The 16,191-nt window shown below is 57.4% G+C and carries 18 protein-coding genes and 1 tRNA gene; 11 read left to right on the top strand and 8 right to left on the bottom strand.

All coding sequences use genetic code 11. From position 1 onward, the window contains the following. Positions 1 to 14 precede the first annotated feature (14 nt). A complete protein-coding gene (gene mltD / locus ACX8ZY_RS15910; protein WP_022625195.1) occupies positions 15 to 1,391 on the bottom strand; it encodes a murein transglycosylase D in 1,377 nt (458 codons plus the stop codon). A 71-nt stretch (positions 1,392 to 1,462) separates the two neighbouring features. Continuing rightward, positions 1,463 to 2,218: a hydroxyacylglutathione hydrolase gene (gene gloB / locus ACX8ZY_RS15905; RefSeq protein ID WP_010255119.1), complete on the bottom strand. Its 756-nt coding sequence runs from the start codon at positions 2,216 to 2,218 to the stop codon at positions 1,463 to 1,465. Between the two features lie 42 nt (positions 2,219 to 2,260). Between gloB and ACX8ZY_RS15900 the strand changes: the two genes are divergently transcribed. Continuing rightward, positions 2,261 to 2,998 (top strand): class I SAM-dependent methyltransferase, encoded by a 738-nt coding sequence (locus ACX8ZY_RS15900; protein ID WP_010671138.1) that lies wholly within the window; start codon positions 2,261 to 2,263, stop codon positions 2,996 to 2,998. Here the strand turns inward: ACX8ZY_RS15900 and rnhA are convergent. Continuing rightward, the gene (gene rnhA / locus ACX8ZY_RS15895) at positions 2,980 to 3,447 is read right to left on the bottom strand and encodes a ribonuclease HI (RefSeq protein ID WP_010255125.1); all 468 of its coding nucleotides are present in this window, start codon (positions 3,445 to 3,447) and stop codon (positions 2,980 to 2,982) included. The genes ACX8ZY_RS15900 and rnhA overlap by 19 nt on opposite strands. A gap of 51 nt (positions 3,448 to 3,498) precedes the next feature. Here rnhA and dnaQ point away from each other — a divergent pair, with 51 nt between their 5' ends. Then, positions 3,499 to 4,230 carry a DNA polymerase III subunit epsilon gene (gene dnaQ / locus ACX8ZY_RS15890; RefSeq protein WP_010255127.1) on the top strand — a complete coding sequence of 244 codons (732 nt, stop codon included), beginning with the start codon at positions 3,499 to 3,501 and terminating at the stop codon, positions 4,228 to 4,230. A 134-nt stretch (positions 4,231 to 4,364) separates the two neighbouring features. After that, a tRNA-Asp gene (locus tag ACX8ZY_RS15885) sits at positions 4,365 to 4,441 on the top strand. A 49-nt stretch (positions 4,442 to 4,490) separates the two neighbouring features. Here the strand turns inward: ACX8ZY_RS15885 and ACX8ZY_RS15880 are convergent. Beyond that, positions 4,491 to 5,999 carry an NCS1 family nucleobase:cation symporter-1 gene (locus tag ACX8ZY_RS15880; RefSeq protein WP_033756668.1) on the bottom strand — a complete coding sequence of 503 codons (1,509 nt, stop codon included), beginning with the start codon at positions 5,997 to 5,999 and terminating at the stop codon, positions 4,491 to 4,493. Positions 6,000 to 6,143: 144 nt separating this feature from the next. On the opposite strand from ACX8ZY_RS15880, the gene ACX8ZY_RS15875 reads away from it, so the two are divergent. The 3 genes from ACX8ZY_RS15875 to puuE are packed head-to-tail and all read left to right on the top strand — an operon-like array spanning position 6,144 to position 8,580. Beyond that, the gene (locus ACX8ZY_RS15875) at positions 6,144 to 6,866 is read left to right on the top strand and encodes a GntR family transcriptional regulator (protein WP_010671140.1); all 723 of its coding nucleotides are present in this window, start codon (positions 6,144 to 6,146) and stop codon (positions 6,864 to 6,866) included. Beyond that, positions 6,863 to 7,594 carry an allantoin racemase gene (hpxA, locus tag ACX8ZY_RS15870; protein ID WP_122889169.1) on the top strand — a complete coding sequence of 244 codons (732 nt, stop codon included), beginning with the start codon at positions 6,863 to 6,865 and terminating at the stop codon, positions 7,592 to 7,594. The genes ACX8ZY_RS15875 and hpxA overlap by 4 nt, the downstream gene beginning before the upstream one ends. A 32-nt stretch (positions 7,595 to 7,626) precedes the next feature. Continuing rightward, entirely contained in the window at positions 7,627 to 8,580 is a 954-nt protein-coding gene (puuE, locus tag ACX8ZY_RS15865; protein WP_158131981.1) for an allantoinase PuuE, read from the top strand. 50 nt (positions 8,581 to 8,630) lie between these two features. Here puuE and hpxZ read toward each other — a convergent pair whose 3' ends face one another. From hpxZ to ACX8ZY_RS15845, 4 genes are read right to left on the bottom strand one after another with little or no spacing between them, the layout of a single operon-like run. Continuing rightward, entirely contained in the window at positions 8,631 to 9,011 is a 381-nt protein-coding gene (gene hpxZ, locus ACX8ZY_RS15860; protein WP_033766588.1) for an oxalurate catabolism protein HpxZ, read from the bottom strand. Continuing rightward, positions 9,011 to 10,408 (bottom strand): AtzE family amidohydrolase, encoded by a 1,398-nt coding sequence (locus ACX8ZY_RS15855; protein ID WP_158131979.1) that lies wholly within the window; start codon positions 10,406 to 10,408, stop codon positions 9,011 to 9,013. The genes hpxZ and ACX8ZY_RS15855 overlap by 1 nt, the downstream gene beginning before the upstream one ends. Beyond that, a complete protein-coding gene (hpxX, locus tag ACX8ZY_RS15850) occupies positions 10,405 to 10,587 on the bottom strand; it encodes an oxalurate catabolism protein HpxX (RefSeq protein ID WP_033766590.1) in 183 nt (60 codons plus the stop codon). The genes ACX8ZY_RS15855 and hpxX overlap by 4 nt, the downstream gene beginning before the upstream one ends. 12 nt (positions 10,588 to 10,599) lie before the next feature. Next, positions 10,600 to 12,186 (bottom strand): gamma-glutamyltransferase family protein, encoded by a 1,587-nt coding sequence (locus ACX8ZY_RS15845; RefSeq protein ID WP_129062801.1) that lies wholly within the window; start codon positions 12,184 to 12,186, stop codon positions 10,600 to 10,602. Positions 12,187 to 12,324: 138 nt separating this feature from the next. Between ACX8ZY_RS15845 and hpxU the strand changes: the two genes are divergently transcribed. The 5 genes from hpxU to ACX8ZY_RS15820 all read left to right on the top strand — a co-directional run bounded on the left by hpxU (position 12,325) and on the right by ACX8ZY_RS15820 (position 16,189). Then, positions 12,325 to 13,164, top strand: a complete 840-nt coding sequence (gene hpxU, locus ACX8ZY_RS15840; protein ID WP_010255152.1) for a MurR/RpiR family transcriptional regulator HpxU — start codon at positions 12,325 to 12,327, stop codon at positions 13,162 to 13,164. A gap of 192 nt (positions 13,165 to 13,356) precedes the next feature. Next, the gene (locus ACX8ZY_RS15835) at positions 13,357 to 14,142 is read left to right on the top strand and encodes a transporter substrate-binding domain-containing protein (RefSeq protein WP_010255154.1); all 786 of its coding nucleotides are present in this window, start codon (positions 13,357 to 13,359) and stop codon (positions 14,140 to 14,142) included. Between the two features lie 10 nt (positions 14,143 to 14,152). After that, positions 14,153 to 14,821 (top strand): amino acid ABC transporter permease, encoded by a 669-nt coding sequence (locus ACX8ZY_RS15830; RefSeq protein ID WP_010255155.1) that lies wholly within the window; start codon positions 14,153 to 14,155, stop codon positions 14,819 to 14,821. Then, on the top strand, positions 14,821 to 15,477 hold the full coding sequence (locus tag ACX8ZY_RS15825) for an amino acid ABC transporter permease (protein ID WP_010255156.1): 657 nt from the start codon (positions 14,821 to 14,823) through the stop codon (positions 15,475 to 15,477). The genes ACX8ZY_RS15830 and ACX8ZY_RS15825 overlap by 1 nt, the downstream gene beginning before the upstream one ends. After that, positions 15,458 to 16,189 carry an amino acid ABC transporter ATP-binding protein gene (locus ACX8ZY_RS15820; RefSeq protein ID WP_010671147.1) on the top strand — a complete coding sequence of 244 codons (732 nt, stop codon included), beginning with the start codon at positions 15,458 to 15,460 and terminating at the stop codon, positions 16,187 to 16,189. Before ACX8ZY_RS15825 ends, ACX8ZY_RS15820 begins: the two co-directional genes overlap by 20 nt. The last annotated feature ends 2 nt before the right edge of the window (positions 16,190 to 16,191 follow it).

Genomic DNA, 16,191 nt, shown 5'->3' with positions numbered 1-16,191 from the left:
GCCTTTTCAACGTATCAGGTATCAGGTGTTGCGTTATTATTCACAAACAGCGTTAAGTTATCGCCGGGTTGAATATCTTTCGCACTGTCCAGCACACTGTTCCAGCGCATCACGTCTTTGATGTTAACGCCGTGATGACGGGCAATACTGTCAAGAGAATCACCCTTACGAACACGATAGGTGATGCTGTTGCCGTTATCAGCCAGTCGGGTGCCATTCGAACCAATGGTCAGAGTCTGACCCGGTCGGATATCAGCACCGCGCAGGTTGTTATCCTGCTTCAGTGTCGAGACGCTAACGCCAAGTTTTGAGGCGATACCAGAGAGCGTATCACCCCGTCGCACTTTGTACCCGCCACTCGCACTGGCTTTCGCAAGCTGAGTAGGCTGTACCGCTGCGATGTCACCGGAAGCCAGTGAGTTACGCAGTTTCGCGACGTTCGACTTCGGCACCATAATATAGTGTGGGCCGTTTGGCGCTGTTGCACCGCCTTTATAACCGGTATTGAAGCTCTTCAGTTTCGTGAGCGACATACCCGCCATTTCGGCAGCCTGCGTCAGCTGTATCTGCTGACCCACTTCCACTCGCGCCAGAGCACGACTTTCATTAGGTGTCGGCAGTTTGATACCGTAACGCTTGTTATTTTTGAGCAGTTCACTCAGAGCTAACATTTTAGGCACATACACGGTCGTTTCGCGTGGCAGCGATAAATGCCAGAAGTCAGTCGGCTTACCGCGCGCCTTGTTCTGCTTTATCGCTTTGAGTACACGTCCTTCACCACTGTTGTACGCTGCGATGGTTAATAACCAGTCGCCGTCAAACATGGTGTTAAGACGCTGCATCATATCCAGCGCAACTTTCGTGGATGCGACCACATCGCGTCGCCCATCGTAATACTGGTTCTGTTTCAAACCATAGTTTCGACCTGTTGCAGCAACAATCTGCCAGATACCAGCGGCATTGGCGGATGAAGTTGCCCGGGGGTCAAAAGCGCTCTCCACTATGGGTAGCAGTACCAGTTCCATCGGCATTTTACGTTTCTGTATCTGCTCGACTATCCAGTACATGTACGGCTCTGCCCGTAATGTTACATCGTGGAGATAGCTCTTATTTTTTAAAAATTTACTTTTTTGTTCGCGGATTGCCGGGTTTTCCGGAATCCCCATCTTCAACTCGTCACTAATGAAACTCCAGAGATCTGCGTCTGCTGCGAGGCCAGTTCCATCTTCCTGCCATCGCGGCGACAAAAACTCGTCTCCGTACTTTCCATTTTCACCTTGACCAGCTGAAGACAGACTCTGTGCATGCTGTACCGGGATATTGGCATCGTTCCTGGACGCCTGACATCCTACCAGCAAGACTGAGGCGAGTAAGATCGCTTTAGCCTTCATGTGTGTGTCAATAGTTCGCTTAAAAGACGAGCAACTATACGTGACGACTTTTCACAACACAACCCGAAAAATCAAAAAGCGTCTTTCTTCTCGCGTAGAACGGCAAATGAACGCCATACGGGTTCATCAGTAACGTTAACGTTTAATGCCCTTTGTAAATCAACGTCTTGCGTGCGAAGAAATAAATTTATTGTCCGTTCGTGCGCCAGTTTTGTGGGCAAACTAATGCCATTTTCAGCGCGTAAGTCCTTAATTTTCTGATATTCGGCCGTTATTTGTGGGTCATGGGGCAGAATAGCCGCAGCAAACTTCAGATTGGATAAAGTATATTCATGTGCGCAGCAGACTAATGTTTCACCTGGAAGCTGGTTAAGCTTTTGAAAGGAATCATACATCTGCTCTGCCGTGCCCTCAAAAAGGCGCCCGCAGCCGCCCGAAAAGAGTGTGTCACCACAGAAAAGATAAGGTGAGCTGTAATATGAGATATGTCCTAAAGTGTGACCAGGGGTGTGGATCACCTCAAACGTCAGGCCCAGTACCGTGACCTTATCGCCTTCGCTGACTATCGTTCTGGCCCCTTTAGCCGCGGTTTCCTGGGGACCATAGACCTCAAGCTGAGGGAAATGCTCGCACAGTGTTTTCACTCCGCCCGTGTGGTCGTTATGGTGGTGAGTCAGCAGAATAGCGACCGGCTGCCAGCCGTTGGAGGCCATTTTTTCTAACACCGGTTGGGCTTCGCCGGGATCGACAATCAGGCATTTACCGTCATCATCAGTCAGCGTCCAGATGTAGTTGTCCTGCAACGCAGGAATACTGGTAAGATTCATCATCACCTCTCGCAGGTCGTAGGAAAAGGAAGAGCGTAAAGCATGAAGCCCGCTAAATCACGCCAGATTCTGAACGCACCGCTGTCATGGCGCGATATGCCGTGGGGAGATTATTTCCGCGACGCGCTAACGCAGCAGCTTCAGCCTTACCTTGGAAAGCTTTATGGCTTTCATATGCTTAAGCTTGGCAACCTCAGCGCAGAAATCAACACCGAAAACTGTGCTATTTCACATCAGGTCAATGTTGGCAGGGAAGGTGAGCTGTTACAGGTGCTGGCTGACCCGATGCAACTGCCGTTTGAGTCGAAGTCGATCGATGCCTGTTTGCTGGCCCATACGCTCGCCTGGAGCCAGGATCCTCACCGGGTGTTACGTGAAGTAGATAGGGTGTTAATTGATGATGGCTGGATGATTATCAGCGGCTTCAATCCATTCAGCCTGCTCGGCGTGAGTAAGATGGTGCCGGGCCTGAACCGCAAAGCCCCCTGGAGCGGACGGATGTTCAGCCAGGTGCGGTTAGTCGACTGGCTGGGACTGTTGAATTATGAGGTAGTCTATCGCACCCGCTTTCAGGTGCTGCCGTGGCATCGGCAGGGCGGAAAACTGATCAGCGCCCACTTACCGGCGCTGGGCTGTCTGAATATTGTGGTGGCACGTAAACGCACCTTCCCGCTGCTGCCGACCCGGGCTAAGAAGAGTATGAGCACCAGCAAGATCCGCCAGACGGTCAATGCCACACGCCAGTTCCGGCAGGCAGAGGATCAGGATTCGGTTTTATAACCGATATCCTCAAAAGCGGGATTTTCAGCCGCGCTGCGGGCCAGCACGTCGCAGCGCTCATTTTCCGGATGTCCGGCATGGCCTTTAACCCACTCCCACTGAATCTTATGGGTGCTGAGTGCTAAGTCGAGACGCTGCCAGAGATCGACATTCTTCACCGGCTTTTTGTCGGCGGTTTTCCAGCCACGCTTTTTCCAGTTATGGATCCAGCTGGTAATTCCCTGACGCACATACTGACTGTCGGTACTGAGCACCACATCGCACGGCTGGGTCAGCGCTTCCAGTGAGACAATCGCCGCCATCAGCTCCATCCGGTTATTGGTGGTAAGGTGATAGCCCGCGCTGAAGGTTTTCTCATGCTGACCGTAGCGTAAAATCGCCCCATAACCGCCGGGACCAGGATTTCCAAGACAGGATCCATCGGTGAATATTTCTACCTGTTTGCGCATCTCTGGTAGACTTCCTCTCAAAAACGCTAAGTCTGACATAAAACGGGTCTTATGAGCACTGCAAATAACCGCCAGATCGTTCTCGATACTGAAACCACCGGCATGAACATGATCGGGGTACATTATGAGGGGCACCGCATCATTGAGATTGGTGCGGTAGAGGTGATTAACCGTCGCCTGACCGGTAACAATTTCCATATGTATCTCAAGCCCGATCGGCTGGTCGATCCCGAAGCCTTTGGCGTACACGGCATTGCCGATGAGTTCCTGGCCGACAAGCCTGCATTCAGCGAGATTGCCGATGAGTTTCTCGACTACATTCGCGGTGCTGAATTAGTGATCCATAACGCCCCGTTTGATATCGGCTTTATGGACTACGAGTTTGCAAAGCTGAACCGCGGCATTGAGAAAACCGAAACCTTCTGCAAAATCACCGACAGTCTGGCGCTGGCGCGCCGTATGTTTCCCGGCAAGCGCAACAGCCTTGATGCGCTTTGCTCGCGTTACGAAATAGATAACAGCAAACGAACCCTGCACGGCGCACTGCTCGATGCCGAGATTCTGGCTGAAGTCTTCCTGACGATGACCGGCGGACAGACGTCACTCTCCTTTTTATCGGAAAGTGAAAGCGCCCGACAGGCGCAGGGAGAGAGCATCCAGCGCATCGTGCGTCCCACCTCTGCACTGCGCGTGGTCACGGCCAGCGATGAAGAAGTGGTTGCCCATGAGTCACGTCTGGATCTGGTGATGAAAAAGGGTGGCAGCTGCCTGTGGCGCGGCTGAATTACGCATTTTTGTGGATAAAATCAACGGCAAGCTGAAAAAAACAGCAAACGATTTGTTCGCCTGGAAAAAGCGTTGACGTCGCAACAGGCTGCCATTACTATGCGCCTCGTTCCCGACGGGGAACAAAGCGCGGAGCGGTAGTTCAGTTGGTTAGAATACCTGCCTGTCACGCAGGGGGTCGCGGGTTCGAGCCCCGTCCGTTCCGCCAATCTCTTTAAAAAAGCCGATTCAGAAATGAATCGGCTTTTTGCTGTCTGCTATTCAGCGGTGGCCTGGTTCTTCTGCGGCATCACCTCGCCTTGCCAGCGGGCACCATCCTCCGCCTCACGATCTTCACGGGCGATAAAGCGATAGCAGCCTGCCGCCAGACCGGCGCCAATAAACCAGCTGAAATTCGCCACCTGATGCAGGGAAGGGATAAAGCTAATCACCAGGCAAATCGCCACCGATGGCAGCAGTGCGCCAATCGCTTTAGGGTTAAAGCCACCGCGATACCAGTAACGGCCTGCTGGCGTATCGTTAAAAAGATCGTCGACCGAGATACGTCCACGTTTAATCAGATAGAAATCAGTTAGCAGAATCCCGAACAGCGGCCCGATAAACGATCCCAGCACATCCAGCGTATAGTGAATCAGCTCAGGAGACTGGAACAGATTCCACGGCGTTAACAGCACCGACCCCACCGCGGCGATCATCCCGCCGGTACGGAAACTGATTTTCTGCGGTGAACAGTTGGAGAAGTCAAAAGCGGGCGAGACGAAGTTCGCCACGATATTGATACCGATGGTAGCGGTAATCATGGTCAGCAATCCAATCGCGACCGCCAGATCGTTGCCGACCATGCTTACGGTTTCGATGGGATCGGTAATCATTTTGCCAAACAGCGACTGGGTGCCCGACACAATCACTACGGTCACCACCGAGAACAGCAGAAAGTTAAACGGCAGTCCCCAGCGGTTGCCGCGACGGATCTCTGACATGCTTTTGCCGTAGCGTGAAAAGTCACCGAAGTTCAGCAGCGGTCCGGAGAAGTAAGAGACCACCAGCGCCGTCGCCGTAATCATCTGCCACGTCTGCTCGCCTGCGGTAAGCGATTTGCTGGCGAGGGTAAACGAGATCCCATCGAAGCCGGTCTTGTATACAATCCAGCCCGCCAGCGCCACCATCACCACATAGACCGCCGGTCCGGCGACATCAATAAACCGTTTGATGGCGTTCATGCCATGCCAGAACACCATCGCCTGCAGTAACCACATAATGCCGAAGCAGCACCAGCCCAGCAGCGACAGACCAAGCCAGTGTGGCACGGTCATCGACGTCAGCGACGGCGCGAACTTCAGCAGCACCAGCATCAGCGCATTCGCCGCCAGATAGGTCTGGATGCCATACCAGGCGAACGCGATCAGACCGCGTATCACTGCCGGGATATTGGCACCAAACACCCCAAACGCCTGACGGCAGATCACCGCATAGGGGACGCCCGCCATCTGGCTCGGTTTCGCCACCAGATTCGCACAGATCTGCACGATGCAGATCCCCGCCAGCAGGCAGAGCAGCACCTGCCAGCTGGCTAATCCCAGCGTGAAGAAGCTGGCGGCCACCACATAGCCGCCCATGCTGTGCACATCCGACATCCAGAAAGAAAAAATGTTGTACCACGACCAGTTCTGATCGCGAGTCGGTGCCAGGTCGTCGTTACAGAGTCGTGGGCTGTAACGGGCGTTGGCTTCAGAGGCCGTGCTGGCCACCGTTGATTGATTTGGCATGAAACCTGCTCCTCTACCCGAGAGTGGAATGAATAATCTGGTAAAGCGGTATTGCAGGATCCAGGCCAGATCTCTTTTCTTGTATACAATATTTATTTTTCACGTATACGATATGTGGCGTACAGCAAGCGACCGGAGCGTGTAATGACGAGTAAAACAGGACAGCGAGACGCCACCAGGCTGCAGGATAAAGATGAAGGGATTTACCAGGCATTGATGAACGCCATTGTTGAGCATCAGCTGCCGCCGGGCAGTAAACTGCCGGAAGAGGCCCTTTCCGGGGTCTTCGGTGTGAGCCGCACCGGCATCCGCAAAGTGCTGCAACGCCTCGCGGCGGTGCAAATGGTCACTCTGACGCCCAAACGTGGTGCGCAGGTCTCCACACCCGGCGTTGAAGAGGCGCGGGATATCTTCTCAACCCGCAGTTTAATGGAGTGCGCTAATCTGCCAGTGGTCCTGGCCCATTTGCAGCCCCCGCATCTGGTGGCGCTGGAGCAGCTCATCGCGCAGGAGAACCAGGCGCACGCCGATCATGATGGCCCGGCAGCCATCCGGCTGTCAGCGGCCTTTCATATTCAGTTACAGGCGATCTCCGGGAATCAGGTGCTCACCGGCATGGTGACCAGTCTGACGCAGCGATCATCGCTGGTGATCGCCGCCTATGGCGCACCCTGGCAGCGTGGCTGCCGCTGTGACGATCATGCGAATCTGCTTCAGTTACTGCGCGCGCGTGCGCTGCAGCCGCTGACGCAGGCGCTACAGCATCACTTCGAGCACATCGTCTCCAGCCTGCACTTTGAGCGCAGCGGGGAAACGCTGCCCGACTTTTCCCGACTGTTTGCCGCAGGCTCTGGAGCTGCCTCATGAGCCTGATTCAGGTTATTAACCCTAATACCAGCCTGGCGATGACCGAAACTATCGGTCAGGCCGCGCGTGCGGTCGCCGCACCGGGCACCGAAATTCTGGCTGTTTCGCCGTCGCAGGGCGTGCCTTCCATTGAAGGGCACTTCGATGAGGCGATCGCCGCCATCGGAGTACTGGAGCAGATTAAACTGGGCAGAGCGAAGGGCGTCAGCGGCCACGTCATTGCCTGCTTTGGCGATCCGGGTTTGCTGGCGGCACGCGAGCTGGCCAGCGGACCGGTGATCGGCATTGCGGAAGCGGCGATGCATACCGCCACGCTGCTGGCGACGCGTTTCTCCATTGTCACCACGCTGCCGCGCACCCTGGTGATTGCGCGTCATCTGCTGCAGCAGTATGGCTTTACCCATCACTGTGCCGCGCTGCATGCCATCGATCTGCCGGTACTGGCGCTGGAAGATGGCAGCGGCCTGGCGCAGGAAAAAGTGCGGCAGCGCTGCATTCAGGCGAAGCGGGAAGATGGCAGCGGGGCGATTGTGCTGGGCTGTGGCGGAATGGCGACGCTGGCCGGGGAGCTGACCCGGGAGCTCGGCCTGCCGGTGATCGATGGCGTCAGCGCGGCGGTGAAGATGGTGGAGTCGCTGGTGGCGCTTGGTTTTGGCACCAGCAAACATGGTGATCTGGCCTGGCCTTTGCAGAAACCTCTCTCAGGTGCGTTTCAGCATCTAAACTAACGGAACTTTCCCGAATCAAAACAGGTGGAGTGATGACTGACGCTGCAGAGAAGAAAGAGTACAGCTTTAACAAAAACTATCCGCGCGATTTAATCGGTTATGGCGCTCATCCGCCGCACGCCGCCTGGCCCAACAACGCCCGTGTGGCGGTGCAGTTTGTTCTGAACTACGAAGAGGGCGCAGAAAACAGCGTGCTGCACGGCGACACCAGCTCAGAGCAGTTCCTCTCCGACATCATCGGGGCAGCCAGCTATCCCGATCGCCACATGTCGATGGAGTCGCTGTATGAGTACGGCTCACGCGCCGGTTTCTGGCGTATCCACAACGAATTCCAGAAACGCGGTCTGCCGTTAACGGTTTTCGGCGTGGCGATGGCGCTGGCGCGTCATCCGGAAGTCGTCGAGGCGATTAAACAGGCTGACTACGATGTGGTCAGTCACGGCTGGCGCTGGATCCACTATCAGGGCATGGATGCAAAAACCGAACGCCAGCATATGCAGCAGGCGGTCGATGTGCTGGTTGATCTGTTTGGTAAAGCGCCGACCGGCTGGTACACCGGCCGCGACAGCCCGAATACCCGGCGGCTGGTGGTGGAGCAGGGCGGTTTTAGCTATGACAGTGACTACTACGGCGACGATCTGCCTTTCTGGACCCAGGTCACCTGTCAGGATGGAACGGTTAAACCGCACCTGATTATCCCCTATACCCTGGAGTGCAATGACATGCGCTTTGCCTCGCCGCAGGGATTTAATACCGCCGAACAGTTCTTTACCTATCTGCGCGACAGCTTCGATGTGCTGTATGAAGAGGGCGAAACCGCACCGAAGATGATGTCGATCGGTATGCATTGCCGCCTGCTGGGTCGTCCTGGCAAATTCCGCGCGCTGCAGAATTTTCTCGATCACATCCAGCAGCATGAGGATGTCTGGATCTGCACCCGTCAGCAGATCGCTGACCACTGGATCAACACGCACCCGGCACCTTAAGCCGGTTCCGGCGCTCGCCCCGCGTTGATCGGGCGAAGCGCCGGACGATGTCAGCTCATCAGGCTGACCTGCGCCGCCACGATGCACCAGCCGTGGGGCATGCGTACCCAGGTCTGCTGCTGACGGCCAATTTTATCGCTGCCGGTGCGGGTAAATTCGGTGCTGCAGACCGCATAATCCTCGCCAAAGGTGGTGATCACGGTGTTTTGCAGCGTCCGGTTCAGCCCGGCTGAAGGACGCGCGGCGCGGAAGGCCCGAATCTCATCAATGCCATACAGATTCTCACCTGCGCCGAGGCGCACGGTTCGCGGGTCGTGCCAGAACAACGCATCCAGTTCGGCCACGTCATTGCTGACCAGCGCCTGCTCGTAGCGGTAAAACTGCGCCGTCACCTCGGTGACGACCTGCGGTAAATTAATCTCTCTGCTCATCAGGCTCCAGCCATATTGATTTGCGGTATCGTGATGCCGCGTTGTTCCAGTGCCCAGGCGGCACGTAACACCGCCTCTTCATTAAACGGACGGGCGATAAGCTGTAATCCAATCGGCAGACCGCTTCGGGTCGCCAGCGGCACGGTACAGACCGGCAATCCCAGGAAGGAGATCGGCTGCGTCAGCATACCCATGCTCGCCTTAGCGGGCAGCGATTCCCCCTGAATTGACAGGGTCTGCTGACCGATGGTGATCGCGCTGCAGGGTGTCGCCGGTGCTATCAGCACATCAAACCGATCAAAAAGCGGCAACACCTGCTGCTGGAAATGGCGGCGGAAACGCTGCGCCTGCACGTACCAGGCACCTGGCATCATGGCACCGGCCAGCAGACGCTCGCGTGAATTGGGTTCAAACTGCTCAGGCGTCTGGCGCAGGGCGGGCAGATAGTGATTGCCGCCTTCTGCCGCGGTCATGATAAATGCCGCCGAGCGTGCCAGCTCAGCGTCCGGCATCAGCACCTCTTCCTGTGCATCAAGTGCTGCCGCGACCACCGCGACGGCAGCGCGGGCATCCTCATCGCACCAGCGGGCAAAAAAGCCACCCAGTACGCCGCAGCGCAAGCCTTCGCTGCCCTGTGACAGCCCCGGTAGCGTCGCGGTCAGCGGGTGAGCGGCCTGAAACGTATCGGTGTGGTCTGCGCCCTGCAACAGATCATATACCAGCGCCAGGTCTTCAACCCGCCGCGCCAGAGGACCGATGTGATCGAGGCTGGCGACAAACGGATGGCTGCCGCTGCGTGACAACCGGCCAAAGGTCGGCTTAAGACCAAAAATACCGCACAGCGACGCGGGCACCCGAATCGAGCCGTTGGTGTCGGTGCCCAGTGAAAAGTGGACCAGACCGGCGGCCACGGCAGCCGCCGAACCGCCTGACGAGCCGCCAGCCACGCGGCTGAGATCGCGCGGATTGTGCGTCGCGCCGTAGTGGCTGTTTTCGGTGGTAAAACCATACGCGTAGGCATCCATGTTCAGCATGCCAGACAGCAGCGCACCAGAGCGACGCAGTTTATCGACAGCAAACGCATCTGCACGTGCCGCCGGCCGGTCGCTGAACAGGCTGGCACCGGCCAGGGTAGTGTGACCCGCCACATCAAACAGGTTTTTTACCGCATACGGGATGCCCGCCAGCGGTGGCAGGGTTTCGCCGCGCTGCCGCTGCGCATCAACATCCGCCGCTTCTTTTAACATGCGCGGCCCGGTCACTTCCGTCCAGGCATTCAGCGCCGGATTGTGCTGCTCAACCGCCTGCAGCGTGCGCTTTGCCACTTCCAGCGCACTGATTTCACCCTGCTGGATCGCCCGCTGCAGGGTCTGAATCGAAACGTCACCTAATCTCATGCCTGGTATACTCCTGCCACTTCAAGCCGGTCATCCAGCGGAAACGTCATCAGCGGCGCGGCCATCTCCGCGATACGCGACAGCTGGATCAGCAGTTCAGCGCGGCGGGCGTCATCCAGTTCCAGTTGCAGTATCTGCTCCATATGGCCGATGTAGCTGGCCCAGTCGTGTTGATTCATGATTCGCTCCTGTTAAAAACCGGCGGCGCTGCCGTTACTGCGTGGATCGCTTGCGCCCTCAAACATGCCGTTGCTGTGGCGCACAATGGCGCCCGCATGGCCCACGGATTCGCTGAAGTCCGGCAGCAGCTCCACCTCATGTCCCCACAGACGCAGCATCAATACCGTTTCGTCGTCAAAACGACCTTCCAGTTTCAGCGAGTCTGATGATTGCCCCCAGGTCCGGCCCAGCAGCCAGCGCGGCGCACTGACCGCCTGTTGTAACGGCAAGCCCTGAATCACATGGCGGGTAAAAATCGCCGCCTGAGTCTGCGGCTGTCCATCCCCACCCATCGCGCCATACACCAGCGTCCGGCCATCTTTCAGCCGTGCGGCGGCGGGATTCAGGGTATGAAACGGTTGCTTACCGGGTGCCAGGGCCAGCAGATGGTCAGGATCGAGGCTGAAAGCGGCGCCGCGGTTCTGCCAGGTGATACCCGTGCCGGGCAGCACCACACCACTGCCAAATTCGTGATAAATGCTCTGAATAAAGGAGACGGCCAGGCCGCTGCTGTCCATCACGCCCATCCAGACCGTATCGCCCGGCCCGCGTCCGTTTCCCCATGCCGCCGCCTCTCCATCGGTGATCTGGCTGGCGAGTGTGGCAAGGTGATCGCTGTCCAGCAGCGCCTGCAAATCTTCCGTGACGTGACGCGGATCGGTGATGTGTTTGTCGCGCAGTGCAAACGCTTTTTTGGTGGCTTCCACGATACGGTGCACCGTCTGCGCATCGTCAGCCTCCGCCATCTCCAGCCGATCGGTGATGCCCAGGATCGCCAGCGACACCATGCCCTGCGTTGGCGGGGTGATATTCCAGATGTCACCTTCGCTGTGGGAGAGATGCAGCGGCGTCGTGCGGCGGGCGCGATGCTGCTGCAGATCGGCCAGCGTCACCGGCATGCCCAGCGTGGCCATCTCATCGGCCATATGGTGAGCCAGCGTGCCGCGATAAAAGCTGTCGAGCCCCTCTTCAGTAAGCTGGCTGAGGGTGTTTGCCAGGGCGGGCTGGGTAAAACGGCTGCCTGGCTGCGGCACGTTGCCGTCAGGCATAAAGGTGGCGCTGAAGCCGGGCTGATGCTGCAATTCACTGCGGAACGTCGCGGTGGCGGCGCTCTGTGAGGTGGTCACCGGAATACCGTCGGCGGCGTAGCGAATCGCATCGCGCAGCAGACGTGCCAGCGGCAGCGGCGGGGTGCCCATCTCAGCCGAGAGATTCAGTGCCTCCTGCCAGCCGCTGACCGTACCGGCCACGGTCAGCGCCGCTTTCGGCCCGCGATGCGGAATCTTAGGGTGATCGGCGTAGAAATCGTGATGAGCCAGCGAACCGGCTGCGCCGCTGGCGTCGATAGCGACAGGATCGCCGCCGGGCGGCAGAATCAGCCAGAAACCATCACCGCCCAGTCCATTCATATGCGGGTAGACCACGGCGATGGTCGCGGCAGCGGCTACCATCGCTTCAATGGCATTACCGCCATCACGCAGTACCGCGAGCGCGCTCTCACTCGCCAGATGGTGTGGCGTCACCGCCATCCCCTGCGGGGCCATATTGCTTTGAATCATCTTTTTCTCGTTATCCGGGTGACAGAACCGATAACAAAGCAAGAGCTGTTCCAGTTTTCACCCTGAGCTGACGATGCGCCGGTTAACCTGGCGCAAATTGTGCTAGCTTCTGCTGAAACAAAAGTTACAGGACGGGTTATGAAACAGCTTGATGAACGACTCAGGAGTCACTATCCCCAGCTCTCCCCGCAGGAGCAGCGTATTGCCGACTTCGTGTTTGACCACTTCGATGACCTGATCAGCTACAACAGTGCCGAGCTGGCGCGGCTCAGTGGCGTGTCGAAAGCCACGGTCAGCCGGCTGTTTAAGCGTCTGGGCTATGAAAAATACAAGGATATGCGTGATGAGTTACGCATCCTGCGCCAGAGCGGCATGCCGCTGACCGATAATCGTGATGCGGTGCAGGGCAATACGCTGCTGGCGCGACACTACAAGCAGGAGATGGCTAACCTGACGCAGTGGGTGAACAGTCTGGATGCCCGGCACTTTAATGAGGTTATCCAGCAGCTGGCGCAGGCAAAACGCGTCTTTATCATCGGCATGCGCAACGCCTATCCGGTGGCACTGCATCTGCGACAGCAGCTGGTGCAGGCGCGTTCGCAGGTACATATCCTGCCGCAGCCGGGCCAGACGCTGGCTGAGGAGCTGGTGGATATTACGCCGGAGGATATGGTGGTCGTGATGGCCTTCCGTCGTCGTCCCCGCATCATTCGCCCGCTGATGCAGCAGTTGCAGGCGGCCGGTATCCCGCTGCTGGCGCTGTGTGAGCCGCAGGCGCAGACGGTGATTGCGCTGGCGCGCTGGCAGCTCTGTACGCCGCTGGACAGCGTTTCCGCCTTCGACAGTTATGGCTCCGCCATGAGTCTGGTTAACCTGATTGCCAATGCACTGCTACATGAAATGCTGGCACAGGGACGTCAGCGCATTCATCAGATCGCCGACCTTTACCAGCAGTTTGACGAGCTGGAGCACCGCTAACAGGCACCATTTTGGTGCTTTGCCCCATTTCAGAACAGACCTTCCCCCGGCGTAGTCGTCCCGATTACGCCAGATTTCAGCTGAATGCTTTGCCGCTTAACCCTTTTTCTGTGGCCGTCCGGGTTGGCACATTAGTTGCAGATTGCATCTCAAAGAATCTTTTGTTTCACGTTAATCTCACCGGGGTGCATAATGAAAAAAGTTTTGATGGCGGTTGCGACAGCGGCATTACTGATGGCACAAGCGGGAAGCGCGCTGGCCGATCAACTGCAGGACATCCAGAAACGCGGCGTCATTCGCATCGCCGTGCCGCAGGATTTCCCGCCGTTTGGCTCGGTTGGCACCGATCTGCAGCCGCAGGGGTATGACATCGACACGGCCAGATACCTGGCAAAGCAGATGAAACTTAAGTTGCAGCTGGTGCCGGTCAGCAGTGCCAACCGCGTGCCTTATCTGCAAACCGACAAGGTCGACCTGGTCATCTCCAGCATGGGTAAAAATGCCGAGCGGGAAAAAGTGATCGACTTCACCCGCGCCTATGCGCCGTTCTTCCTGGGTGTATTCGGGCCGAAAGGCGATGAAATAAAAGCGGCGTCTGCCCTGAGCGGCAAATCGATTGGCGTAACACGTGGTGCAGTAGAGGACATGGTGCTCAGTGACGTTGCGCCGAAAGATGCACAGGTGAAACGCTACGAAGATAACAACACTACCTTGTCTGCGTATCTCTCCGGTCAGGTGCAGTATGTGGCGACCGGCAACCTGGTAGTCGCCGCCATTGCCCGTCAGAATCCGGCTAAAGCGCCGGTGGCGCAGTTTATGCTGAAAGATTCTCCCTGCTATATCGGCCTGAAGAAAGATCAGCCGGCACTGAAAGCGAAAGTGAATGCGCTGATTGAGCAGGGCATCAAAGATGGCACCCTGAATAAACTGTCAGAAGAGTGGCTGAAAGCGCCGCTGCCCGCCAACCTCGGCGCCTGAGGAAAGATTCATGACCGGGCAACTTAACTTTCCCGCCCTGTGGCCCTACTGGCCGGAGCTGCTCTCCGGTCTTTGGGTCACCATTCAGCTGACGGTGCTGGCGACTACCGGTGGTGTGGCGCTCGGCATTGCGGGCGCGGCGCTGCGCAGTGGCAGACCCAGCTGGATGAGCCGCCTGTGGGGCATCTATGTCGAGCTGATCCGCAACACGCCGTTTGTGGTGCAACTGTTCTTTATCGTTTTCGGTCTGCCTGCGCTGGGGCTGAAACTCACTGCTGGCGAGGCGGCGCTGTTGGCGATGCTGATCAACCTCGGGGCATATAGCACCGAGATTATTCGTGCCGGAATACAGGTGACACCCAAAGGGCAGTGGGAAGCGGGACGGGTGCTGGGATTAACCCGCAGCCAGACGTTTCTGCGGGTGGTGTTGCCGCCCGCGCTGCAGCGCATTTATCCGGCGCTGGTGAGTCAGTGCATCATCGTGATGCTGGGTTCGTCGGTGGTGTCGCAGGTCTCCTACGAGGAGCTGACCTTCGCCGCCAACCTGATCCAGTCGCGCACCTTCTTAAGTTTTGAGGTCTATCTGGTGACCACGCTGATCTACCTGGCGTTGTCGATTGCAATGCGCCATCTGCTGCTGGCGATTGGCCGTAAATGGTTTGGAGTGCAGCCATCATGATGACGACCTTTACCGACTGGGACATCCTGCGCAACCTGCTGCTGGCGGCACGCTGGACCCTGTTGCTGTCGCTGGTGGCCTTTGTCGGCGGCACGCTGGTGACGCTGCCGCTGCTGTTTATGCGCCTGCTGCAACGCAAATGGTTAACGCGGCTGGTACGCGGTTACACCGCGCTGTTTCAGGGCACGCCGCTGCTAATGCAGCTGTTCCTGGCGTTTTTCGGCGTCGGCCTGTTCGGCATTGATGTTGCACCCTGGACGGCGGCCTCGCTGGCGCTGACCTTCTACACCAGCGCCTTTCTGGTCGATATCTGGTACGGCAGCATCCGCGCCCTGCCAAAAGGCCAGTGGGAAGCGTCGCGCTGTCTCGGCCTGACCTTTGGTCAGACGCTGTGGCGGGTCATTGCGCCGCAGGCGATCCGCATCGGTATTGCCCCGACGGTGGGGTTTGCTGTCCAGGTGATCAAGGGCACCGCGCTGGCGTCAATTATCGGTTTTATCGAGCTGACCAAAGCGGGCACCATTCTGAACAACGTGACCTATCAGCCGTTTAAAGTCTTTGGGCTGGTGGCGCTGGGCTACTTCCTGATGTGTTATCCGCTGTCTCGCTACAGCCAGTATCTGGAGAAAAAATTCAATGCCGCTCATCACCATTAATCAGGTGCAAAAATATTACGGCGACAACCATGTGTTGAAAGGCGTGGATCTGGATATCGACATGGGCGAGGTGATCTCAATCATCGGTCGCAGCGGATCGGGCAAAAGCACGCTGCTGCGCTGCATGAACGGGCTGGAAGGCTATCAGGAGGGCAGCATCAAGCTCGGCGGTATGACGATTACCGATCGCGACTCGCAGGCGCGTGAAATCAGCCGCTCGGTCGGGATGGTGTTTCAGAGCTTCAATCTGTTCCCGCACATGACGGCACTGGAGAACGTGATGCTGGCGCCGCGCCGGGTGCTGAAAAAAAGCGAGGCCGAGTGCCGGGCGCTGGCGGCGCAGATGCTGGAGAAGGTCGGGCTGGGCGAGCGTCTCAACTACTATCCTGCCAGCCTCTCCGGCGGTCAGCAGCAGCGCGTGGCGATCGCCCGTGCACTGGCGATGACGCCGAAAGTTTTACTCTGTGATGAGATCACCTCCGCGCTCGATCCCGAGCTGGTGGGCGAAGTGCTCAAAGTTCTGGAGCAGCTGGCGTCAGAAGGGATGACGCTGATCCTCGTCACGCATGAAATGAGCTTCGCCCGCGACGTGGGCGATCGTGTGGTCTTTATGCATCAGGGGCGCGTCTGGGAGCAGGGCGACAGTAAGACGCTGTTCGCTCAGCCGCAGTCACCGGAGCTGAAGCAGTTTATCTCTTCGGTTCGCCTCTGATT

It is taken from the genome of Pantoea sp. XAF26B01_ASV70 (assembly GCF_054512635.1).
The sequence above is the reverse complement of the archived record's forward strand: the minus strand, read 5'-3'. Positions and strand labels throughout refer to the sequence as shown.